The sequence below is a fragment of the Pedobacter cryoconitis genome, from assembly GCF_014200595.1.
In the GTDB taxonomy this organism is placed as follows: Bacteria; Bacteroidota; Bacteroidia; order Sphingobacteriales; family Sphingobacteriaceae; genus Pedobacter; species Pedobacter cryoconitis_C.
Map to the genome: position 1 here is coordinate 1,021,089 of NZ_JACHCG010000001.1, position 26,793 is coordinate 1,047,881.

General features: G+C 44.2%; 2 protein-coding genes (1 of these 2 cut by a window edge). Both read left to right on the forward strand.

Annotated elements, in window-relative coordinates; genetic code table 11:
* Nucleotides 1-8,790 carry the 3' end of a non-ribosomal peptide synthase/polyketide synthase gene (locus tag HDE70_RS04450; RefSeq protein ID WP_183888247.1) on the forward strand. 24,819 nt of this gene lie to the left of the window's left edge, so only the last 8,790 of its 33,609 coding nucleotides appear in the window; the start codon falls outside the window, past its left edge; its stop codon occupies nucleotides 8,788-8,790.
* 33 nt (nucleotides 8,791-8,823) lie between these two features.
* Nucleotides 8,824-26,745 (forward strand): non-ribosomal peptide synthetase, encoded by a 17,922-nt coding sequence (locus HDE70_RS04455; RefSeq protein WP_183888249.1) that lies wholly within the window; start codon nucleotides 8,824-8,826, stop codon nucleotides 26,743-26,745.
* Nucleotides 26,746-26,793: the final 48 nt, after the last annotated feature.

The following is a 26,793-nucleotide window of genomic DNA, read 5'->3' on the forward strand; positions in this document are numbered from 1 at the left end:
GTGCAAAGACATGGGGTAGAGGTCGTTCTTTTACCGCCATCTTATCAGCATATTGTTAAAGACGTTCTGGGGCCAATTACTACAATTATCTCAGGAGGTGAGGCGCTGAACAGGGAGGATGTGCGCTATATCAGTGCTAAAGGGGTACGGGTGCTGAATGCCTATGGCCCTACAGAAAATACGGTAGTGACTACGCTGACCGACCAGCCTATACAAGAAGATAATGTGGTAGTGATCGGGAAACCGATAGCCAATGTACAGACCTATATCAGGGCCGAAAACGGACAATTATGTCCGGTAGGTGTTGCCGGTGAGCTCTGTGTGGGCGGGGTTGGTGTTGCCCGTGGTTATCTGAACCGTGCGGAATTAACAGCTGAAAAATTCATTGCAGACCCTTATTCAACTCTGAAAGGTGCCCGTTTATACCGTACAGGTGACCTTGCACGCTTCTTGCCGGATGGTAATATCGAATACCTGGGCCGTATTGATGACCAGGTAAAAGTGAGAGGGTTCCGTATTGAATTAGGTGAAATTGAAGCAGAGCTGCAATTGTGCAGGCTGGTCAATGCAGCTGTTGTAGCGGTTAAACCGGATCTGAATGGAAACAGCAGATTGGTCGGTTATATTATTCCTGAGGGAGAATTTGATAAGGAGGCTATTATCGCTTACCTGAAAGAAAAACTACCGGAGTATATGGTGCCGGCTATATTGCTGCCTATAGCAAAAATACCTTTGACGCCTAATGGTAAGGTGGATAGAAAAGCCCTTCCACAGCCAGACAACGATGCTTTAACAACAGGTAACTATGTGGCACCGCGAAATACACTGGAAGAAAAAATTGCAGTCATCTGGCAGGATTTACTGTCTATATCAAGAGTAGGTATACATGATGACTTTTTTGAACTTGGTGGTCATTCGCTGCTTGCGATGCGTATTATTTCAGCGCTTCGTAAAACATTACAAGCCGAGATAACAGTCAAAATCCTGTTTACACATAAAACAATAGCTGCATTAGCGGTTTACATCAGCGGACAAGCTCCGCATACCGCGAGAACGGCTATTGAGAAAAAAACAAGACCTGAGCATATTCCGCTCTCTTTCAATCAGGAAAGATTATGGTTTATCGATCAGCTGGAAGGAAGTATTCATTACCATATCCCTGCTGCATTGAGATTAAAAGGGCAGCTCAACAGGGTTGCGCTGGAACGGGCCATATGTCAGCTGGTTAACCGTCATGAAGTATTGCGTACTGTCATGCTTGAAGAGGATGGAAAAGCCCGTCAGCATGTAATGGGAGAGTATTTATGGCAATTACAGGTGACCGATCTTATTCATCAGCAGCAAGACTCCTTGCAGGATGATATCCGTAAACTAATCATGAAGCCATTTAACCTGGCTACAGACCATATGCTGCGTGCAAACCTGATCTTACTCGATACTGAGATTTCGGTATTAGTGCTTACGATGCATCATATTGCTTCTGATGGATGGTCGGTAAGTATCCTGGTGAATGAGCTTGCAGCTTATTATGAGGCATTTACTTCTGGTAAAGCACTTGAATTACCGGAGCTGGCCATTCAATATGCAGATTTCGCAATCTGGCAAAGGGAACAACTGACACCGGTATTACTGGAAAAACAGTTGAATTACTGGAAAAAACAATTGAGCGGAACAGAGGCTCTTCAGTTACCCTCAGATTTCCAGCGTCCGGCAATGCAAAGTAAAAATGCTGCCAGTTATGCTTTTGTCCTGAAACCTGAAATGCTGGAACAACTTCACGCACTTTCACGTCAGCAGGATACCACGTTGTTTATGACTCTGCTGGCTGTTTTCAAAATATTGCTGTCACGTTATAGCGGTCAGGAAGATATTTGTGTAGGTACTTCGATTGCAGGCAGGGTACAGCAGGAAACTGAAGACCTGATTGGATTCTTTGTGAATACATTAGCCCTTCGCAGTCATCCTGATCAGGATGTTTCTTTCCGGACATTTGTTCAGCAGGTCAAAGAAACTACACTGGATGCTTATGAAAATCAGGAACTTCCATTTGAAAAAGTAGTGGAGGCAGTAGTGAAAGAAAGAGATCTGAGCCGTACACCTTTATTCCAGGTGATGTTTGAGTTACATAATACGCCTGAAATGCCGGAATTGAGCCTTGGAGAGGTCGTTGTTTCCTCAGAGGATATTGATGCGGCTACTGCTCAGTTTGATATGACGTTTAACCTGCTGGAAAGTAATGGAGAGTTAAATGGATATATCACCTATTGTACCGATTTGTATAGTGAAGCGACAATTGAGCGTCTGAGTATACATTTTGAAACTTTGCTGAATGCTGTTATTACCTCTCCTGATAGTCTTTTAGGCCAGCTTTCTATGCTTAGCAGTACAGAACAGGAACAACTGCTGAAAACTTTCAATCATACAGAAACTGCTTATCCGCAAGATCAGACTGCAATAGGGATTTTTGAAGCACAGGCTTTACTGTATCCTTCTTCAACTGCTTTGGTTTTTGAAGATACAGTTTACACTTATCAGGAATTAGACGAGCGTTCTAATCAGCTTGCGGGTTATCTGCGCAGCAAAGGAGTTTCCATTGATATACTAGTCCCAATTTGTTTAGCGCGTTCAGCGGAGATGGTTGTAGCGATTTTAGGAGTCCTGAAAGCAGGCGGAGCTTATGTTCCGATTGATCCGGGTTATCCTGAAGACAGGATTGCTTTTATGCTGGAAGATACCAGCGCTTCAGTTGTAATCACGACCAGTGATTTGAAAACAAGTATCGCGGCTTTTGCTTCAGTGGATACGGTTTTACTGGATACCGAAAGGGAGAAAATCAGCACATGGGCAATTAGCCGTCCATTGAATCCTGCCGGGCCTGGCGATCTGGCTTATGTGATTTATACTTCTGGTTCTACCGGCAAACCAAAAGGGGTAATGGTGGAGCATGCAGGGATGCTGAATCACCTTTATGCTAAAATCAATGATTTACAATTAACAGCAGAAACGGTCGTTGCCTTTACTGCTTCTTATACTTTTGATATTTCCGTTTGGCAGCTGTTCTCCGCTTTGCTTTGCGGAGGTAAAACAGTGCTCTATTCTTCAGAAAGAATTCTGGAGCCAGCGATTCTGATTGATGCAGTGGAAGCGGACGGAATTACAATCCTGGAGCTTGTTCCTTCTTATTTAAATGCTGTTTTACAAGAGCATACATTAGCTCACTTAAACAAATTGTCTTACTTGCTGGTGACAGGAGAGGCGGTAAGCCAGCCTTTATTAGCGCAATGGTTTGCCCATCCGCACTATGGCCGTATCCCGGTAGTCAATGCTTATGGGCCTACTGAAGCATCGGATGATATTTGTCACCACATCATGTACGAGACCCCTTCAAGGATCAATGTTCCGGTAGGTAAACCAGTACAGAATATGCGTATTTATGTACTGTCTGCCAGTGATCAGCTTTGCCCTGTGGGGGTACCGGGTGAAATTTGTGTTGCCGGGATCGGGGTATCCAGAGGTTACCTGAACAGATCAGAGCTGACTGCTTCACGTTTCGTGGATACACCATTTGAGGCCAAAGGCAGGATGTACCGTACCGGAGATCTGGGGCGCTGGTTACCGGATGGGACAGTTGAATATCTGGGCCGTATTGATGACCAGGTCAAAATCCGTGGTTTCCGTATCGAGCTTGGAGAGATTGAGAATGTATTACAGCAGCATGAGGCGATTGTGCAGGCTGCGGTGATCGTCAAAACTGATGAAAGTGGAAACAAACGTTTAGTAGCCTATGTGGTTGCAGAAGGTGTTTTTGATCGGGAAGTTACGGTAAGCTGGTTGAAAAATCATTTACCGGAGTACATGGTTCCAGGTCTTTTTGTTGCCATGGATGAGTTGCCTTTAACGGGTAACGGGAAAATAGACCGTAAAGGTTTACCTGATCCTGATATGGGCACTTTACAGACAGGTGTTTATACCGCTCCGCGCAACGAACAGGAAACTATTCTTGCTGAGATCTGGCAGGAACTCCTGCATATTCCCAAAGTAGGGATTTATGATAACTTCTTTGAACTGGGCGGAGATTCAATTATTACGATCCAGGTAGTGAGCCGTGTACGCCGTGCCGGTTTCAGCCTGCATCCGCGTGATCTGTTTATCCATCAGACCATTGCAGGTTTGTCTGCTTGTATGGCGGCAGCAGCAGAAAGTGCGTCATCAGGAGAACAAGGTTTACTGGAAGGGGAGAGTGGTTTACTGCCAATTCAACAACACTATTTTGAATCAGGTAGTCAGGAATTGTCTCATTATAACCAGAGTGTTTTCTTAAGTATCGATAAAAGCATCACCTCATCAAGGTTAAATGAAATCATCAGCCAGCTGGTTGCTGCACATGATGCCCTAAGGTTTACGTATGAGCACACAGGAGAGGGTTGGAGACAGGTGTATGGGGATTATGCAGGGTCACTGGAGATAAACGATCTGAGGAGCTTAAAATCGTCAGAACTGGCACAAACTATTGCTGCACACAATGACAGGTATCAGGCTAGTCTGGATATTCTGAAAGGAACACTTTTACGTGCTGTACTAATCCTGACTCCGGATACCACACCACAAAACCGCTTATTGCTCGTGGTTCACCACCTTGCAGTAGATGGTGTTTCGTGGCGTATCCTGCTGGAAGACTTTGAACAGTTGTTAGCACAAAAACCATTACCAAAATATAAGACAGCTTCTTACCGTCAATGGCATCAGGCATTACTGAATTATAGTACTAAAAACAGCGTGCAGCATCAACGTGGGTACTGGGAAAATGTGGTCGCTGCGGCTAAGCCAATGCGCACGGTTCATACTGTTAAAAGAGCAGTAACCGGCGCGGAAATACAGCAGCATAATACGAAGCTGGACGCCTTGCGCACCCGCCAGTTATTGCAGGATGTACCTCGTGCATACCATACTGTAATCAATGATTTATTACTAACTGCGCTAGCACAGACTTTAGTCACTTGGAATAAACATTCCACTGTAGTGGTTGGTTTGGAAGGGCATGGCAGAGAAGACTTTATTCCGGGTATTGACATCAGCCGTACCGTGGGCTGGTTCACTAGTTTATACCCGGTTATGCTGTCTGTTTTGCCGGATGCAGCGGCTGGTTTACAGTTGAAACATGGTAAAGAACAACTTCGCTTAGTTCCTGATAAAGGTCTGGGTTATGGAATTTTAAAATATATAGACAAGGTTCAGGCCCTGCAAGGGACAGATCCATGGGAAGTGGAGTTCAATTATCTCGGACAACTGGATAACCTGGTGAAAGAAGAAGACAATTCACTGCTGTCAGGTGCTTCGGAATCTTCGGGTAAAGCGATCTCTGGCAGTCATCCTGTCAGGGAACTATTGTCAATAAACAGCCTGATACAGGGTGGTGAATTGCAGGTGAACTGGAGTTTTAGCAGCTTGCATTTTACACCGGAAGCCATCGCAGAAATGTCATCGGCTTACCTGGAAAATCTTGAAAATCTGATTGCACATTGTATCACTACAGAGACTCCGGTATTCACTCCTTCAGACTATAATCTGGGAGAAGAAATCACCAATGAAGAACTTGATAAATTCCTGGATGCAGACCACCATGGTTCGCCCCGGAAATTGCAACTGGAAAGTATGTCGCGTCTGAGCGGTTTGCAGGAAGGAATGCTTTTCCATAGTTTATATGATGATCATGCGGGTGCCTATATCGAACAATTTACGACGGTGCTGACCGGCGTTGAACCAGAAATATTTGCAAGAAGCTGGGATCAGTTACTGCGAAACCATAGTATCCTGCGCAGCGCATTTTATTACAATGAATTCAAAATACCGGTGCAATGTGTTTACCGTGAGGTGAAAATACCAATGCATGTGGTGGATTGCAGTAAAATGAGTAAAGAAGAACAGGAGCAGTACATTCATAACTATGAGCAGGCCGATCGTTTACAAGCCTTTGAGCTGACCGCAGCACCGCTGATGCGTATTCACCTGATCCGTATACAGGAGAACCGTTACAGGTTATTCTGGACTTACCATCACGTATTGCTTGATGGTTGGTCACTTGCAGTCTTGCTGGGAGAGTTACTTCAGGTTTATGAGCAGCTGGTTACTGGTCAAACCGGGCTGGCAGCTTCTGAAGACCGTTATGAAGACTATATCCGCTACATTGAGCGTCAGGATAAGGAAGAAGCAACCACTTACTGGAAAGAATATCTGGATGGTCTGGATGAACCAAGTTTACTGCCTTTCATCAGTGCGACCGCAGACCGTACCAAAGGAATTGGGCTGTATAAAGATGAAAGCCTGCACCTTGACCGGGAAACTACGTCCAGGATCACCCGTTATGCACAGCGTAATCACATTACCCTGAATACACTGATGCAAGGGGTATGGGCGTACTTATTATCCCGTTATACCGGAAATAAAGACGTGGTATATGGTGTGATTGTTTCCGGACGTCCGGATGACCTGGCAGGCGTAGAACAAAGGGTAGGTATGTATATCAATACCTTGCCTTTACGTGCTTCTACAGCTACCTTACAACCTGTTTCAACGTGGTTACAAGAGATTCAGGCAGATCAGATCAGCAGCCGTAACTACCAGTATACGACTTTAAATGATATTCGCAGATGGTCTGCGGTGTCGGGAGAATTATTTGATAGTTTGCTGGTCTTTGAAAACTATCCTGTAGATAAAGTCCTGTCTGCAAAATCATGGAAACTCGAAACAGAAAGTGTCAGTATGAACGAACAGGGCAATTATCCGCTGAGTTTGATCATAGGCACAGGTGAAGAGACAAATATCACCTTTAATTACAATAGTTCTTTGCTGGAAACTACTTATGCAGAAGCTATTGCCGGACATTTTGAAGCGGCGATACACTATATCATCTCAACAGAAAATGCAACTTTAAATGACATTGAAATTCTATCTGCGGCCGAAAAATCTGAGTTGCTGAGCGGTGCAGACGACAATTCGTTTGCTTATCCTTTGGATAAAACAATGACTGACCTTTTTGAAGAGCAGGTTTTAAGGACACCATCAGCAGTTGCGGTAGTATTTGAAGATAGAAAGCTGACTTATAGTGAATTGGATGAGCTGGCCAATAAATTGGCGAATCACCTGATTCATATGGGGGCTGAGCGTGATATGATGATCCCGCTGTTTATAGAACGCTCTCCGGAAATGCTGGTGGGTATGCTTGCCATTATGAAGGCAGGGGCAGCTTATGTACCAATTCTTCCGGATTCTCCGGCAGAACGTACCGCTTATATCCTTTCGGATATAGCAGCAACCATGGTGCTGAGCAGTATAGAAAGTACAGCCTTCTTACCAGCAACCGGTTTACCTGTTATCTTACTGGATAACATTGAATCAGTATTCGCTGAATACCCGCTGGTAACCCCTTCAATTGAACGTCTGTCTACTGATCTGGCTTATGTGATCTATACTTCCGGTTCAACAGGCTTACCAAAAGGGGTACTGGTAGAACATGGTGGGGTAGTTAATCTGTTAAGCTACCTGGGCGAAAAATATACTATAGACCACAGAGACAGGATCCTGCAATTTTCTAACTATAATTTTGACGCTTCGGTAGAGCAAATCTTCCTGGCTTTATTCAATGGAGGTACAGTGGTACAGCTGGACGAAGCAACCCGTCTGGACCCGTCAGCACTTGAAAATCTGCTGATCCGTGAAAAAATCACGCACATAGATGCAACTCCCGGGTTCCTGGAAACTATGAATGCAGGGAGTTATGGCGGGCTTAAACGTATCGTTTCAGGTGGAGAATACTGCCGCGTGTCACTGGCAGAAAAATGGAAACCTTATGTCGCGTTTTATAACGAATACGGGCCAACAGAAACTTCAATTGTAGCGATCAGGTATACCTATCCTGCAAATGATGTACCGCATCAGGATGGGGTTCCGATTGGCCGTCCTGTAGGCAATACCAGGGCTTATCTGCTGGATGAACAATTGCGCCTGGTTCCTTCGGGGGTAACAGGAGAGCTGTATATCGCTGGTGTACAGGTGACCAGAGGTTATCTGAACCTTCCTGAACAAACCGCGGCGAATTTCATGGCTGATCCTTTTATAAGCGGAGAACGCATGTATAAAACAGGGGATGTCTGTAAGTTACTACCAGACGGTAACCTGACTTATGTTGGCCGTAATGACGATCAGGTAAAAATCCGCGGTTTCAGAATTGAATTGGGTGAGATCGTGAATGCGCTGGAACAGAGTAGTCTGGTTGCACAGGGGATTGTGCTTGCAAGACAAGATGATCACGGGAATAAACGCCTGGTAGGTTATGTAGTTCCTGAAAACGGAACTTTTGATCAGGATGGTGTAGTGACGTTCCTGAAGAGCAGATTGCCTGATTATATGGTGCCTGCCCTTTGGGTTGTGCTTGAACAATTGCCGCTGACCAGCAATGGTAAGATCGATAAAAGAGCCTTGCCTGATCCTGATATGAACGCCTTGACAGCCAATGAATATGTTGCCCCAGGAAATGAAATTGAACAGAGCCTGGCTGTGATCTGGCAGGAATTGCTTGGACTGGCACAGGTTGGCGTCAATGATAATTTCTTTGAACTGGGCGGGCATTCCTTACAGGTGATGCGTATGATCTCAGCTATCCGTAAAGAAATGCAGGTAGAAGTATCCGTAAGGACACTATTTGAGCTCACAACGATCGATGCACTGGCTAAATATATCAGTATCAATAATGATGACCTGGAAGACGAAGATTCCACCACAATAGAATTATAAACCTAAGAACCTTACCTAATAAAAAACATAATTATGTCCAGTTTTAATTTGATTGATGTAGTAGAGCTGTTAAACAAAGCAAATAATGTCGGTATTAAGATTACACTAGATGATGACCGGCTAAAGATTAAGATGCGCAAAGATCAAGTGATAGATAGCAGTCTTTTGGAAGAGTTGAAACTAAGGAAAGAACATTTAATTACCTATTTCAAAAAGCATAGCGCCGCCACAGTTATCGCTGATGAAAATAAGATTGTACCCTTTGAAAGGGGTACAATCAAACATATTCCACTTTCATCTGGTCAGGAACGCCTTTGGTTCCTGGATCAGCTGGAAGGGAGTACAGCTTATCATATCCCGACGGTATTGAGGCTTAAAGGGAAGCTTGACCAGGGAGCATTGGAGTTTGCACTGAATGGAATTGTAAACCGCCACGAGGTATTGAGAACTGTCATACTGGGAGAGGACGGAAAACCCTATCAGCATATTTTGCCGGAAAATAAGTGGAAACTGGTCGTTCTTGATGATCTGATCTACAAAAGTAGTCCAGAGGCCTTGCGTGCAGGGATTAAAGAACTAACAGATGCACCATTTAACCTGGCTGCTGACCATATGTTACGTGCTTACCTGATTGTGCTTGGCGCGGATGAATATGTGTTATTGGTGACTATGCACCATATAGCCTCAGATGGCTGGTCTACAGGAATTATTGTCAATGAACTGATCGAATTTTATAACGCCAGTACAGAAAAAAGACAGGTTCAATTACCTGTGCTCGAAATACAATACGCTGATTATGCGGTATGGCAGCGGGAGCAGGTTTCTCCGCAGGTTGAAAAATTCCATCTGGATTACTGGAAAAAGAAGCTGAACGGGGTGGCGACCTTGTTTTTACCTGCTGATTATCCACGTCCGGCGGTACAGAGTTCAAGAGGTGCTGTCAGTGAGTTCAGTTTTGATCTGGCACTGGCAGAAAAGCTGCAAACGCTGTCCCGAAGCCATGATGCTACTTTGTTTATGACCTTGCTGACCGCATTTAAGGTCTTGTTATACCGTTATACTGGTCAGGATGATATCTGTGTAGGTACGCCTACTGCGGGCAGGACACAGCAGGAATTAGAAGGTTTGGTTGGTTTTTTTGTCAATACACTGGCTTTACGCAGTGATCTGGGTGATAACCCTACATTTGAGGCTTTATTGCAACAGGTAAAAGATACGACGCTGAATGCTTATCAGCATCAGGATCTTCCTTTAGAGAAAATAGTGGAAGCTGTTGTCAAAGAGCGTGATCTTAGCCGTAACCCATTGTTTCAGGTTTGTTTCACTTTGCTGAATATCCCCGGGGACGGTGATTTGAAACTCCAGGATGTGGAACTTTCTGCCGAGCCAATGGAGCAGACTAAAATACAATTTGATTTCACACTTACACTCCGGGAAACTGAGAACGGTCTGTCCGGGGCAGTTGAATACAGTACAGATCTTTATCGGGAAGAGACGATTTCACGTATGGTTGGCCATTTTGAGCTGTTATTACGAGCTATTGTAGCTAATCCGGTGACCAGGATCTGCGATCTGGAAATGCTGAGTACTACAGAAGAGCAATTGCTGCTTTCATTCAATGAAACAGCGGTTGACCATGAACTTGAACCAGGAACTACTTTGCTGGATGCCTTTGCAATTCAGGTTGAATACGCACCTGATGCCATTGCGGTTGTATTTGAAGAGCATTCTTTGAGTTATAAAGAATTAGATGAGCGGGCTAATCAGCTTGCACATTATCTGATTGTTAAAGGAGTAACCACAGAGACCCTTGTTCCTATCTGTTTAGGCAGGTCTCTGGAAATGATCATCGGGATTTTTGGTATTCTGAAAGCAGGAGCTGCCTATGTGCCTATCGATCCGGATTACCCGGCATCCAGGATCAGTTATATCTTAGAAGATACTGCGGCCAGCGTAATTATTACCGATGGGAACAGTAAACCTAAATTACCACCGCTGGCAGATCATATTGAAGTGATTGCGCTGGATGAAGAATGGCATGAAATAGGTGCACATGTAAAAGGGCCGGTCAGCACCTCTTTAGCCGCCGAAAACCTGGCTTATGTGATCTATACCTCTGGTTCGACCGGAAAACCAAAAGGTGTGCTGATTGAACATAACGGAGTAGTTAACCTGGCCATGAGTCAGCGTAATGCACTGCGTTTAACTTATGGAACAAGATTCCTGCAATTTGCTTCTTTTGGTTTTGATGCCTCCTGCTACGAAGTATTTAATACTTTATTGAGCGGAGGCGTACTGGTTTTACCGAAAAAAGAGGATCTGCTTTCGGCTGAAAGTTTTGGGGCAATGGTTAAAAGGCATCAGGTTGAGGTCGTGACTTTGCCGCCTTCTTATCAGCATCTGGTGAAAGATGTGCTGGGGCCGGTGACGACTGTAGTATCTGCCGGAGAACCATTAAACCGGGAGGACGCCCGTTATATTAAAGCTAAAGGCATCCGTGTGATCAATGCCTACGGCCCTACAGAAAATACCGTTTGTACAAGTTTAACAGACGAGCCGATCTTAGAAAATAATACGGTTGTTATTGGTAAGCCAATAGAAAATGTACAAGTTTATATTCAAGGTGAACAGGGTAGATTATGCCCTGTAGGTGTTGCAGGAGAATTATGTGTGGGTGGTCCGGGCGTGGCCCGTGGTTATCTGAAACGCCCAGAGCTGACAGCGGAGAAATTTATCCCTGATACTTATCTCCCTAAACCAGGCGCACGTTTATACCGCACAGGCGACCTTGCCCGATGGTTGCCCAATGGTCATATAGAATATCTCGGTCGTATTGATGATCAGGTGAAAATCAGAGGTTTCCGTATCGAACCAGGTGAAATTGAAGCAGAATTACAATTATGTGAGCTGGTGAATGCAGCTGTGATTGCTGTCAAGCCAGATCAGAATGGAAATAACAGGCTGGTTGGTTATATTATTCCTGAAGGTTCTTTTGACAGAGAAGGTATCGTAGCCTATCTGAAAGATAAATTACCGGATTATATGATCCCGTCGATCTTGCTTCCACTGGAAACAATACCGCTTACGCCTAATGGTAAAATAGACCGGAAAGCCTTACCTGAACCCACAGATGTGATCGTTTCTGTGAATGATTACGTTGCGCCACGTAACCCGATGGAGCAGACCCTGACTGCGATCTGGCAGGATTTATTAGGGGTGTCAAAAGTAGGTATTCATGATAACTTCTTTGAACTTGGTGGTGATTCTATTATTACTATTCAGGTAGTAAGCAGGTCGAAACGTGCTGGTTATGATCTTAACCCGAAGGACTTGTTTATATACCAAACGGTAGAGAAGCTAGCTGCATTATTGCTGGCCAGAAAAAGTAATGAGGTCACTGCTGAGCAGGGACAGCTTGTTGGAACAGCAGGTTTGTTACCGATCCAGCAGTGGTTTTTTGAAGCTACCGGACCAAACCCTTCACACTTCAACCAGCAGGTATTATTGAGTATTGATAAAGCTATTGAACCTGCAATTCTGATTGCAGCAGTTGAACAGCTGGTTACTTATCATGATGCTTTGCGTTTTGCTTACAAAGCCGGAAGCCATGGCTGGGAGCAAACTTATGGTCAGCATGCAGGTGCTTTGAAGATAGTTGACCTGCAAGAATTACCTGCTTCTCAATTGCTGGAAGAGATCACAGCAGTTTGTGAGCTGACGCAACGTAGTCTGGATATTGAGCAGGGCATACTTTTTAGTGCAGTATTAATCCAGACTCCCGAAACAGATGCACATCACCGCCTTTTATTTGTTGGTCATCACCTGGTTGTGGATGGGGTATCATGGCGTATTTTACTGGAAGATATTGGTTTGCTGATGGAACATCCTGATCAGCAGGCCAGCATTGTTTTAGGACATAAAAGCAGTTCTTATCGCCAGTGGCATAGTGCATTGGTTGATTATGGCCAGCGCCGCCGTTTAACGTGTCAGCAGGATTATTGGGAAAAGGTTACGGCCGCCTATCATCCGCTGAAAACTGAAAAAGAAGAAAAAGGAATAGTGACGATCGCAGATACGGTTAACCATACCGCAACGCTGAATAGTGAGGCTACCCGCAGCTTATTACAAGATACAAATCGTGCTTATCATACCGAAATCAATGATCTTTTGTTGAGTGCACTGGCGCTTACCTTAGCGGAGTGGAATGGCCATGGTCAGGTTTCTATAGGGTTGGAAGGACATGGGCGTGAAGACATTTTAAAAGATATAGATACCAGCAGAACGGTTGGATGGTTTACCAGTCTTTTTCCGGTTTTGCTGGAAGTGGAAGAGAATCAGGATCATGGTTCGTTGTTAAAAGCAGTAAAAGAGCAATTGCGCCAGGTTCCTGATAAGGGAATTGGCTATGGCGTATTGAAATATATTAATAAAACAGCTGCGCTGCAAGGAGCTGAGCCGTGGGACATCATCTTTAATTATTTAGGGCAGATGGATAACGCGGTCCATGCAGAAGAGGCATTGGACGCTGCTGTTGAAAATACTGGGACAGCTATAGATGAGGCTTATCCTGTGAGAGAGAACCTGTCTGTGAATAGTGTGATTCAGGGAGGGGCGCTGCTGGTGACCTGGACATATAGCAATAAGCATTTTACAGCAGAAGGGATATCCCGGTTAGCTGAGCAGTATATGTCTCACCTGGAAGAATTAATTGGTCATTGTGCCAGCCAGATGCACGTTTCTTATACACCAGCCGATTACAACCTTAGCGGTCTGGTTACGAACGGGGAACTGGATAATTTTCTGGAAGAAGATTTCAATGGAACTCCGCGAAGGATGCAGCTGGAAAGTATGTACCGCCTAAGTGGTTTGCAAGAAGGGATGTTATTCCATAGTATCTATGACGGGCAGGCAAGTGCTTATGTAGAGCAATTTACGGGGGAACTGACTGAGCTGAACGTGCCTGCATTTTTACAAAGCTGGCAATACCTGTTAGCGCATCACAGTATTCTGAGAAGCGGTTTTTACTATGACGTGTTTTCAGTTCCGGTACAATGTGTATACCACGAGGTAGAACTGCCTGTGACTATGCTTGATTATCGTCATTTGGATGAAAAGACACAAAAACAAGCAATCCAGGAATTTGAAGCAAATGCTAAACTGAATGGATTTGATTTTACAGCAGCTCCGTTAATGCGGATTACACTGACACGGCTGGAAGATAACCGTTACCGTTTGCTATGGAATTTCCACCATATGTTGTTGGATGGCTGGTCGTCGCCGGTATTACTTGAAAAGCTATTGCTTGCTTATGAGGCACTTGCGGCGGGTAATCCATTGCCGGTCATTGCTAAAGATAATTACGAAGATTACATCCGCTATACAGAGCGCCGTGATCAGGAAGAGGAGGAATTATACTGGCGCGGTTACCTGAAAGGGATCAGCGAAGGATGTTTACTTCCTTTTGTAAGCACGACCATTAACAGAAATAAAGGGATTGGTGAGTACCGTGAACAGCCTTTAGTCTTAAATGCTGCTTTCTCAGCACAGCTTGCGCGTTTTGCGCAAAGACATCGGGTAACTGTGAATACACTGATGCAAGGGGTTTGGGCTTATTTACTGTATCGGTATACAGGCCGTCCGGATGTGGTTTACGGAGTTACAGTATCAGGCCGTCCGGAAGATTTGCCCGGTGTGGAACGTGCAGTAGGGATGTATATTAATACTTTGCCATTATATACGGTAATAGATGGCTCTGCTGGTATTATACAATGGTTGCAGGAGTTACAAATCAGCCAGTTACAAAGCAGAGAGTATCAGCATACCCCTTTGAATGTTACGCAGAAATGGGCTATGGTAGAAGGTGATCTTTTTGATAGTTTACTCGTATTTGAGAATTATCCGGTTAGTAAAGTCGTTTCGGATTCTTCGGATAATGTCGAACTGCAAAATGCAGAGATGCGTGAGCAAACCAATTATCCGCTCAGTCTGATTGTTTCCTCTGGCGCAGTGATTAATGTCGTATTGAGTTATAACAGTACTTTGCTCGAAGATAACTATGTAACTGCTATTGCTGCGCATTTAGAGCAGGTGTTGAAACAAATACTGGTGCATGAGACTGGTACCCTGGCCGATATTGAACTGCTGACTGTTGCAGAACAGGAACAACTGTTAAAGACTTTTAACCATACAGAGACTGCTTATCCGCAGGATCAGACTGCTATCGGGATTTTTGAAGCACAGGTCTTGCTTTATCCTTCTTCACCTGCTTTGGTTTTTGAAGATATAGTTTACACTTATCAGGAATTAAATGAACGTTCTAATCAGCTTGCGGGTTATCTGCGCAGCAAAGGAGTGGTGACTGATGTCTTAGTGCCGGTTTGTTTAGCACGTTCTGCGGAGATGGCTATAGCGATTTTAGGAGTCCTGAAAGCAGGCGGAGCTTATGTTCCGATTGATCCGGGTTATCCTGAAGACAGGATTGCTTTTATGCTGGAAGATACCAGCGCTTCAGTTGTAATCACGACCAGTGATTTGAAAACAAGTATCGCGGCTTTTGCTTCAGCAGATACGGTTTTACTGGATACCGAAAGGGAGAAAATCAGCACATGGGCAATTAGCCGTCCATTGAATCCTGCCGGGCCTGGCGATCTGGCTTATGTGATTTATACTTCTGGTTCTACCGGCAAACCAAAAGGGGTAATGGTGGAGCATGCAGGGATGCTGAATCACCTTTATGCTAAAATCAATGATTTACAATTAACAGCAGAAACGGTCGTTGCCTTTACTGCTTCTTATACTTTTGATATTTCCGTTTGGCAGCTGTTCTCCGCTTTGCTTTGCGGAGGTAAAACAGTAATCTATTCTTCAGAAAGGATTCTGGAACCAGCGATTCTGATTGATGCAGTGGAAGCGGACGGAATTACAATCCTGGAGCTTGTCCCTTCTTATTTAAATGCTGTTTTACAAGAGCATACGTTAGCTCACTTAAACAAATTGTCTTACTTGCTGGTGACAGGAGAGGCGGTAAGCCAGCCTTTATTGGCGCAATGGTTTGCGCATCCGCACTATGGCCGTATCCCGGTAGTCAATGCTTATGGGCCTACTGAAGCATCGGATGATATCTGTCACCATATCATGTACGAGACCCCTTCAAGGATCAATGTTCCGGTAGGTAAACCAGTACAGAATATGCGTATTTATATACTGTCTGCCAGTGATCAGCTTTGCCCTGTGGGGGTACCGGGTGAAATTTGTGTTGCCGGGATCGGGGTATCCAGAGGTTACCTGAACAGATCAGAGCTGACTGCTTCACGTTTCGTGGATACACCATTTGAGACCAAAGGCAAGATGTACCGTACCGGAGATCTGGGGCGCTGGTTACCGGATGGGACAGTTGAATATCTGGGCCGTATTGATGACCAGGTTAAAATCCGTGGTTTCCGTATCGAGCTTGGAGAGATTGAGAATGTATTACAGCAGCATGAGGCGATTGTGCAGGCTGCGGTGATCGTCAAAACTGATGAAAGTGGAAACAAACGTTTAGTAGCCTATGTGGTTGCAGAAGGTGTTTTTGATCGGGAAGCGACGGTAAGCTGGTTGAAAAATCATTTACCGGAGTACATGGTTCCAGGTCTTTTTGTTGCCATGGATGAGTTGCCATTAACAGGTAACGGGAAAATAGACCGTAAAGGTTTACCTGATCCTGATATGGGCACTTTACAAACAGGCGTTTATACCGCTCCGCGCAACGAACAGGAAACTATTCTGGCTGAGATCTGGCAGGAACTGCTGCATATTCCCAAAGTAGGGATTTATGATAACTTCTTTGAACTGGGCGGAGATTCGATTATTACAATCCAGGTAGTGAGCCGTGCACGCCGTGCCGGTTTCAGCCTGCATCCGCGTGATCTGTTTGTTCATCAGACGATCGCAGGGTTATCGGTCTGTCTGTTAACCGCAGCAGAAACTGCATCATCAGGTGAACAAGGTTTACTGGACGGAGAGAGTGGTTTACTGCCAATTCAGCAACATTATTTTGAATCGGGGGCAGCAGAAATTTCTCATTACAATCAGGATGTACTGCTCTCTATTGATAAAAGTGTAACCACAGAGACTGTGTCTTCAGCGATCAGTCAGTTAGTTGCTGCACATGATGTATTGCGTTTTACCTATACGCAAACAGCTGATGGATGGAAACAAGCTTATGGCAATTATGCCGGAGCCCTTGAAATCAACGATCTGCGCCAAGTATCTTCCGAAGATTTGCCAGCTGTGATTGCTGCTAATAATAATCAATATCAAAGCAGTCTGGATCTGAAAGCGGGTATTGTATTACGTACTGTATTATTGTTAACTCCTGATACAGAAGAGAAAAATAGGTTGTTAATTATTGTTCACCATCTTGCAGTAGACGTAGTTTCATGGCGTATCCTGCTCGAAGACCTGGAGTTGCTGTTAGCCAAAGAAGCACTTCCAGCTTATAAAACCGCTTCCTACCGTCAATGGTATCGGTCATTGGAAACTTATGGCGCACGTCATGCTGTACAGCAGCAACGCCGTTATTGGGAAACAGCAGTCGCTGCTGCCAGGCCAATGCGTACAGTTAATGCATGGTCAGGAACTTTAACAGGCGGAGATATTGAACAGCACACGGTTACCCTGGATGCGGTACTTACCCGTCAATTATTGCAGGAAGTGCCCCGTGCTTACCATACCGTTGTTAATGATGTCTTGTTAACTGCATTAGCGTTGACTTTAGCTAAATGGAACGATCATAATCAAGTGGTTATCGGACTGGAAGGTCATGGCAGGGAAGACTTTATTCCGGGTGTTGATATCAGCCGTACCGTTGGCTGGTTCACTAGTTTATACCCGGTTATGCTCTCCGTAGCTTCTGATGCAGATTATGGCCTGCAATTGAAGAATGTCAAAGAACAACTTCGCCAAATACCAGATAAGGGTCTGGGATATGGTATTTTAAAATATATCAATAAGGCCGATGTCTTACAGGGAACTGATCCCTGGGAAGTGGAATTCAATTACCTTGGGCAACTGGATAACCTGGTTCAGGAAGAAGGAAATACGCTTTTGTCTGGCGCAACTGAATCTACAGGCAGTTCTGCCGCTGAAAGTCATCCGGTCAGAGAATTGTTGTCGATCAACAGTTTGGTACAGGGTGGGGAGCTCCGGATGAACTGGAGTTTCAGCAACCGTCATTTCACGCCGGATTCGATTGCGGAAATCGCAGCAGCTTATCTGGAAAATCTGGAAAACCTGATTAACTATGCTATTGCTGTAGAAATCCCTGTATCTACGCCATCGGATTATAATCTCGGTGAAGAAATCACCAATGAAGAACTTGATAAATTCCTCGATGAAGATTATAACGGTGCTTCGCGTCGTTTGCAACTGGAAAGTATTTCAAGATTAAGCGGTTTACAAGAAGGGATGCTGTTTCATAGTTTATACGATGATCAGGCCGGAGCTTATAGCAAACAGTTCTCTTGTGAGCTGGTCACTCCCGATATTGATGCATTTGTGCAAAGCTGGTATGGCATATTAAAGCGTCACAGTATCCTGCGCAGCGGATTCTATTACAATGAGTTCAAAATACCTGTACAATGTGTTTACCATGAGGTGAAAATACCAGTGGAAATATTGGATTGCAGTCAGCTGAACAAAACAGAACAGGAACAATATATTCGTGATTACGAATCGGCAGATCTTAAAAAAGGCTTTGATTTTACAGCAGCACCATTAATGCGCATCTGTTTTATTAAACTCGATAGCGAACGTTATTATATGTTGTGGAGTCATCACCATATCCTGCTCGATGGCTGGTCTATGCCAATTGTGATGGAAGAACTGCTCACGAATTATGAAAATCTGGTTAGCGGAAAACCAATGCCTGTGCTTACGCCAGACCGTTATGAAGATTATATCCGTTATATCGAACGTCAGGATAAAGAAGAAGCAACTTCTTACTGGCGTAAATATCTGGATGGGCTGGATGAGGCTAGCTTATTACCTTTCATCTCCAACGCATCAGACCGTACAAAAAGCCATGGGGGGTACGGTGAAGAGGTCTTCCAGCTTGATGCTGAATTTACAGCGCGCTTAACACGTTATGCACAGCAGAACCGGGTAACGATCAATACACTGATGCAAGGTGTATGGTCTTATCTATTATATAGCTATACGGGCAGAAAAGACGTCGCATTTGGAATTGTAGTTTCAGGACGTCCTGAGAACCTGGCTGGTGTGGAGAGTGCTGTGGGAATGTATATTAATACTTTGCCATTACATGGAAGAGTAGATTTAGCACAGGATTTTGCCGCAGGATTACAGCAGATTCAAACAGAACAATTAGAAAGCAGGGCTTATCAGTACAATAGCCTGAGCGAAATACAACGTCTTTCGGGTATAACAGGTGATTTGTTTGATACTTTGATGGTTTTTGAAAATTATCCGGTGAGTGAAACACTTAACGCGCAGCCCTGGAAATTGAGGGTGGAAAATGTATCCTCAGAAGAGCATACCAATTATCCGTTAAGTGTGATTATCATGGCTGGAAAACAAATAGACATCCATTTTAGTCATAATAACCTGATTGGGCATACCTATATCAAAGCAATAGCACATCATTTTAAAACAGTATTAGAGCAGATCGCTTCTTCAGTTAAATCACTTAAATTCGGAGAGTTGAATTTACTGACTACAGCAGAAGAGCAGCAGATTTTATATGATTTTAATGCGAAAAACATCTCTCTTTTACCAACTGAGACCGTTGTCGAACTTTTTGCGGCAGCCGCCGCAGCACAGGTAAACCGTGCTGCGGTAATTACAGGTACTGATTCATTAAGTTATCGTGAACTGAATGAGCAATCTTCACGTTTTGCGCATTATCTGCGTAAAAAAGGCGTAACCAAAGGTACTTTAGTCCCGGTTTGTCAGGAAAGATCAGCGGGTATTATAGTGACCATGCTGGCTATTATGAAGGCAGGCGGTGCTTATGTCCCTATCGATCCGGGGTATCCGGCAGAACGTATTCAATATATGCTGGCAGATACAGCAGCAAATTTATTGATCTGTAATGCTAAAATAGCAGCCAGTCTGGGTGTCGTTGAAGGTCTTGAAATCATTAATCCTGAGAGTTTTACGGATGAACTTAAACAGTATCCTGTAACAGCTCCTCTGATCCATATTGAGCTGCATGATTTAGTCTATGTAATTTATACTTCTGGTTCTACAGGACAGCCTAAAGGGGTTCAGATTACACATGCAGGGCTTTCCAATCTGATTAACTGGCATCATGAACGTTACCATCTGACCAGGGATAGTAGAACTACTACAGCGGCGGGGGTTGGTTTTGATGCTTTTGGATGGGAAGTGTGGCCAACATTAAGTACCGGAGCAGCGCTTTATGTGGTGGATGACGAACAAAGATTATCGCCATCAGCTCTTGCTGATTATTATATCGGACAGGGTATCACACACAGTTTCCTTTCTACAGTCCTGATTCCTGAGTTTATTGAGGCCAGCAGAAACCGTGAATCTGCCTTAAAATACCTGCTTGCAGGGGGAGATAAACTGGCTGCTGTGAATATGGAGGGTTTAACTTACAAAATTATCAATAACTACGGCCCTACAGAAAATAGTGTCGTTACTACCAGTTATGAACTTTCACCGGCCTATGCTGAGACCGCGCCTCCAATTGGAATCCCGGTTAGTCATACACAGATTTATATTTTAAATGCTGCAAACGGGATCAGCCCTGTTGGTGTGCCTGGTGAACTTTGTATCAGTGGGGCAGGTCTTGCAACCGGTTATCTGAACCGGGAATCACTAACTGCGGAGAAATTCGTGTCAAACCCGTTTAATACAAATTACGGAGGCCGGATGTACCGGAGCGGAGACCTTGCGCGCTGGTTACCAGATGGTAATATTGAATACCTTGGCCGCATTGATGATCAGGTTAAAATTCGTGGTTACCGCATAGAATTAGGGGAAATCGAAAATGTATTACAGCAAAATGCAGCGGTGAAGCATGCGGTGGTCTTAGTCAAATCTGATGATCGCGGGCATAAACAACTGGTAGGTTATATCGTGGCTGAAGGTTCTTTTGATAAAGGAGAGCTGATTGCTTATCTGAAAGACCGTTTACCGGATTATATGGTTCCTGCATTGTGGGTGTCACTGGATCAGCTACCGTTAACCAGCAATGGTAAGGTAGACAAGAAAATGTTGCCTGAGCCGGATATCAGCACATTGCTGACCAATAGTTATGAATCACCGCGTAATGCGACAGAAAAAGCACTGGTAGAAATCTGGCAGGACTTGCTTCGTTTGGAGCAGGTTGGTATTCATGATAATTTCTTTGAACTGGGTGGGGACTCGATCATTACGATACAGGCAGTGAGCAGGGCCAAAAGAGCTGGTTATGAATTCCAGCCGAAGGATTTATTTGTACACCAGACTATTGCCGGGTTATCTAAATTATTACAAGAAAGAGAACACCTTGTTTCTTACGCGGAAGAGGGCTTTTTAAGTGGGACAAGTGGATTGTTACCTATTCAGCAATGGTACTTTGAGTTGGAAACACCTTCGGTATCACACTTTAATCAGCACGTGCTTTTAACAGTCTCCAAGCAGATCGCGGTAACTATAATCTCTGATTCGATCTTGCAGCTGGCTGATTACCATGATGCTTTAAGGTTTACTTATCTTAAAAAAGAAGACCATTGGGAACAGGAGTACGGAACCTATACCGGAGCATTGGAAACAATAGACCTGAGCGCGCTGGCCACAGCTGATGTACCTGCTGCGATTAAACAAGCTGGTGAAATTGCACAACGCAGTCTGGATATTGAACAGGGAATTATTTTCCGTTCCATCTTGTTTTTAACCCCTGGAGAAGATCAGGATAACCGTTTATTATTGGTTGTTCATCACCTTGCAGTAGATGGTGTTTCATGGCGGATTTTACTCGAAGATCTTGGACTGCTGATTAAAGAGCCGGGTAAAAAGGCGGTGGCAGTTCTGGGCAGTAAAAGTGCTTCGTACCGTCAATGGTATACCGCGCTGGAAGGATATGGACAGACGATTTCCAAACAGCACGCTTACTGGATGGATATTGTTAAACATTATGTTGCATTACCTGAAGACCATAATTATACAGGACATTTGACACTGGCAGATATGGGCACCAAAGTAACCCGGCTGAATAGTGCAGCTACTCAGCGCTTACTGCAAGAAGTACCACAAGCTTATCATACAGAAATCAATGATATTCTTTTATGTGCACTGGCGCTGGCTTTATCCCAGTGGAGTGGTATTTCCCGGATATCCGTTGGACTGGAAGGACACGGCCGGGAAGATATTATGGCTGGTATTGATACCAGTCGTACGGTAGGCTGGTTTACGAACCTGTATCCTGTATCGCTTGAAACAGAAACAGGCAGGGATATTGGTTATGCACTGAGATCCATTAAAGAACAATTAAGGAAAATACCAGCAAAAGGAATAGGCTTTGGGGTATTGAAATACATAGAGAAATTAGTTGCACTGCAACAGAAAAGTGCATGGAATGTGGTGTTCAACTATCTTGGACAGCTGGATAATATGGTGAGTGAACAGGGAGAAATTGGTATGGCCAATGAGCAGGCTGGCGACAGTGTTGCAGACGATTATCCATTAACTGATCAATTATCCGTAAATACGATGATCCAGGGTGGTGAATTATTGCTGGACTGGAGTTATAGTACCAGGCATTACGATGTGGCCAGTATCGATAAGCTAGCTGACTTGTATATGGAGAACTTGCAAAATCTGATCGGCCATTGTGCGGAACAGGTTTTACCGGCCTTTACTCCGTTTGATTATGGTTTAAATGGCTTGGTTACGGTAAATGAGCTGGATAAATTCCTGGACGAAGCTTACCTGGGTAAGCCACGAAGGGCACAACTGGAAAGTATTTACCGTTTAGGCGGTTTACAGGAAGGGATGTTATTCCATGAGTTGTACAATGAACAAGGTGCATTTACAGAACAGCTTTCCTGCGATCTGATGACCCTGCAAACGGATAAGTTTATCCGCAGCTGGGAAATTCTGATCAAGCAACATAGTATTTTAAGAACAGGTTTCTACCATGATGCGTTCTCTATACCTGTACAATGCGTTTATAGAGAGGTTTCCCTTTCGGTAAATCTGCTTGACTACCGTGGTCTGAGTCCAGCAGCTCAGGAACAGGCTATACAGGAATATGAGCATAGAGATCGTATCCAGGGGTTTGATCTGAAAGCAGCCCCATTGATGCGGATCTGTCTGATACAACTTTCGGATGTGCATTACAGAATGCTTTGGAGTTTCCACCATATTCTGCTGGATGGCTGGTCGGTTCCGGTCTTGTTAGCTGAACTGTTTGCTAATTACGAACAACTGGAAGCGGGGAAACCGATAGAAGAACAACCAGCAGATCGCTATGAAGACTATATCCGTTATATAGCACAGCAGGATAAAGATCAAACCGCAGCTTACTGGCGTAATTATCTGGCGCCTGCCGAAGAAGGATGTTTACTTCCTTTTGTTAGTGCAACGGCAGATCGTACCCGTGGTGTGGGTATGAAAGAAGGAATAATTAAGTTCGATGCTGCATTGACCGGGCTGATTTCAAACTATGCGAAACAACAGCATTTAACAGTTAATTCATTGATGCAGGGTGTATGGGCATATCTTTTATACAGATATACCGGTCGGGCTGATGTCATTTATGGGGTTACTGTATCCGGACGTCCTGAAGATTTGCCGGGTATTGAAAGAAAAGTGGGGATGTATATCAATACATTACCTCTTTATATCAACTTAGATCAATCGGCAGATATCAATAGCTGGCTGCAAAAAATACAACAAGGGCAACTGGAAAGCAGGGAGTATCAATATACTACGCTGAATGATATTCAGCGGCTGACAAGTATCAAAGGCGATCTTTTTGATACCTCTATTGTTTTCCAGAATTATCCTGTCAGCGAATCTGATCTGCAAAAAGGCGGAGGACTTGAAGTGAGTGATATTGTTGTACATCCGCAAACCAATTATCCACTCACAATTAACGTGATTACAGGAAGAGAAACTAATCTGCTGTTTGTTCACAATGAGGAATTACTGGATACAACGGCTGTGGATATGATGATGGGGCATTTCAAACAAGTGCTGCTGCAACTGGTAGAAAAAGGAGTGAAAACCTGGAAAGAAGTCGAACTGATGACTGCTCAGGAGCAGGAGCAGTTGCTGGTTACTTTTAACAATAAAATAGTTGCTTATCCTGATACGCAGACACTGGTTGATTTGTTATTGCAACAAGCAGCGCTTACGCCTGATGCGCCGGCAATTGTGTTTGAAAACACGATCTGGTCTTACCGAAAGCTGGATGAGGCTTCGGGGAAACTGGCTAATTACCTGCGTAGTAAAGGCGTGAAAACTGATATGCTGGTTCCAATTTATCTGGAAAGGTCGGCCGAAATGGTGGTTGCTATTCTGGGTGTAATGAAGGCAGGAGGTGCTTATGTGCCGCTTGATACGACCTATCCGGCAGAAAGGATCAGTTATATATTAAAAGATACTTCGGCTGCAATCGTGATCACTACCGGAGATATAAGTGAGCGGATTTATACGGTATCAGATGTGCCGCTGGTTTTACTTGATCAGGATATTGCAGTGATTAAAAGGTATCCGTCTGCTATCGCAGCTGGAGAGATAAAACCTGGGGATCTGGCTTATGTTATTTATACCTCAGGTTCTACCGGACAGCCAAAAGGGGTAATGGTAGAACATGCTGGTATGCTGAATCACCTGTATGCCAAAGTTAATGATTTGCACCTTAATGCAGAGAGTGTGGTTGCTTTTACAGCTTCTTATACTTTTGATATTTCGGTATGGCAGATCTTCTCCGGGCTGTTAAGCGGAGGACATACGATTATTTATCCTTCACAATTGCTGCTGCAACCGGCGGCATTGCTTGAAAAAGTGGAAGAAAACGGGGTAACCATTTTAGAACTGGTTCCTTCTTATCTGACTGCTGTGCTGCGGGAAGAGCTGACAACTAAGCTGGAGAAACTGCAATATCTGCTGGTTACCGGTGAAGCAGTCAGCCAGCCATTGCTTGCACAATGGTTTGGACATCCTGATTTTGGACGTATCCCGGTAGTGAATGCTTATGGGCCTACAGAGGCTTCGGATGACATTTGTCACTATATAATGTACGAAACTCCTGTTCAGATCAATATACCACTGGGTAGTCCGATACAGAATTTACAGGTATATGTGCTGAATGATGAGCTGAATCTTTGTCCGGTAGGGGTGACTGGCGAAATTTGTGTTGCTGGTATAGGTGTTTCCAGAGGTTATTTAAACCGGGCTGATCTGACTGCCGCGAAGTTTATTAAAAATCCATTTAATGCAGACAGTAAAATGTACCGGACAGGTGATCTTGGCCGCTGGCTGGCTGATGGAAATATCGAATACCTTGGCCGTATTGATGATCAGGTAAAAGTCCGCGGGTTTAGAATTGAGCTTGGAGAGATTGAAAATGTCCTGCAACAATATGAAGAGATCAATCAGGCAGTTGTTGTGGTTAAAGACGACGCAAACGGAAATAAACGTCTGGTAGCTTATCTGGCTGTAAACCCGGCATACCATAAGGATTCAATGCTGAACTGGTTAAAAGGAGTTTTACCGGAATATATGGTGCCTTCGTTCTTTATCACGCTCGAAGAACTTCCATTAACACCTAACGGAAAGATAGACAAAAAAGCGCTGCCTGATCCGGATACCAATGAGCTGCTGGCTACAGCTTATGTAGCTCCCCGTAATCATTTACAAGGAGAACTGGCAGAGATCTGGCAAAATATGCTGGGCATCCCAAGAATCGGTATTTATGATAATTTCTTTGAGCTTGGCGGGCTTTCATTGCTGGTGATTGGTTTGGTTTCTGTGATCAAAAAGGAAATTGGTGTCAAAGTTCATGTCAAAGATATTTTCAATTATCCAACCATACATGAGCTTGCTGAAGTCATTAATCTGCGTACAGAAGATCCCGATATAGCAATACAGCCTGATGCACAGCTATATAGTGATCATGTCGTCTTATTAAATGATGGCCCGCTTTCATTTCCTGTATTTATGCTGCCGGGAGCGGCTGGGGTTTGTGAGGTGTACAGTGCTTTAGGGCAGTCGCTTAATGAAACCTGTGCCCTTTATGGATTGCAGATGCCGGGGGTATTTGAAGGAGAGGCTCCTGAACATGAGCTGTCAGTGATTGCTGCCCGTAATATTGGATGGATGAAAGAAGTACAGCCTGTTGGCCCGTACCGTTTTATCGGGCACTCACTGGGAGGAATCATGATTCACGAAATGACCAAACAGCTGGAAGCTGCCGGAGAACAGGTACAGACAGGGATTATTCTGGATAAAGACACCACTACGGAAAGTTCATTTCATGGAGGCGATGACAATGGGGAAACCCTTTTCAGGCTGGCCATGCTGGTATTTGAACTGGGAAATATCGTAACTAAACCTTATCCTGAATGGATCTGGAAGCTGAAAGAGGGATTTTCTTTAGCAGACAGAGAAGAAATAATGCCGGTAATTACTTCAATTGTGATGGAGAATCTTGGAAATAACAAGCATTATACCAGCTTTATTTTAAGGATACTGAACCTGGTGATCAGCAATGCTTTTCTGGAATATACAGTTAAGGAGCAGATTAATGCAAGCCTTTTAATTGTAAAAGCTGAACAGACGCCATGGGAGGAAAATAGCGGAAGCCTGGGCTGGGAAGCCTTTGCAACTGCAACGCAGGTTATTACTGTGCCGGGGGATCACGATTCACTGGTAGGAAATGATAACGTACAGGTATTGGGAGCTGAATTAACAGCGTACTTGCAACAATTTAAGGGATAGGAAGAATATAGCCCGCTGTGAGGCGGGCTATATCAATAAACAATTTAT

Bases quoted from the DNA above. Each gene is read 5' to 3' on its own strand.
- HDE70_RS04455 (WP_183888249.1), top strand. From the start codon at position 8,824: ATGTCCAGTTTTAATTTGATTGATGTAGTAGAGCTGTTAAACAAAGCA.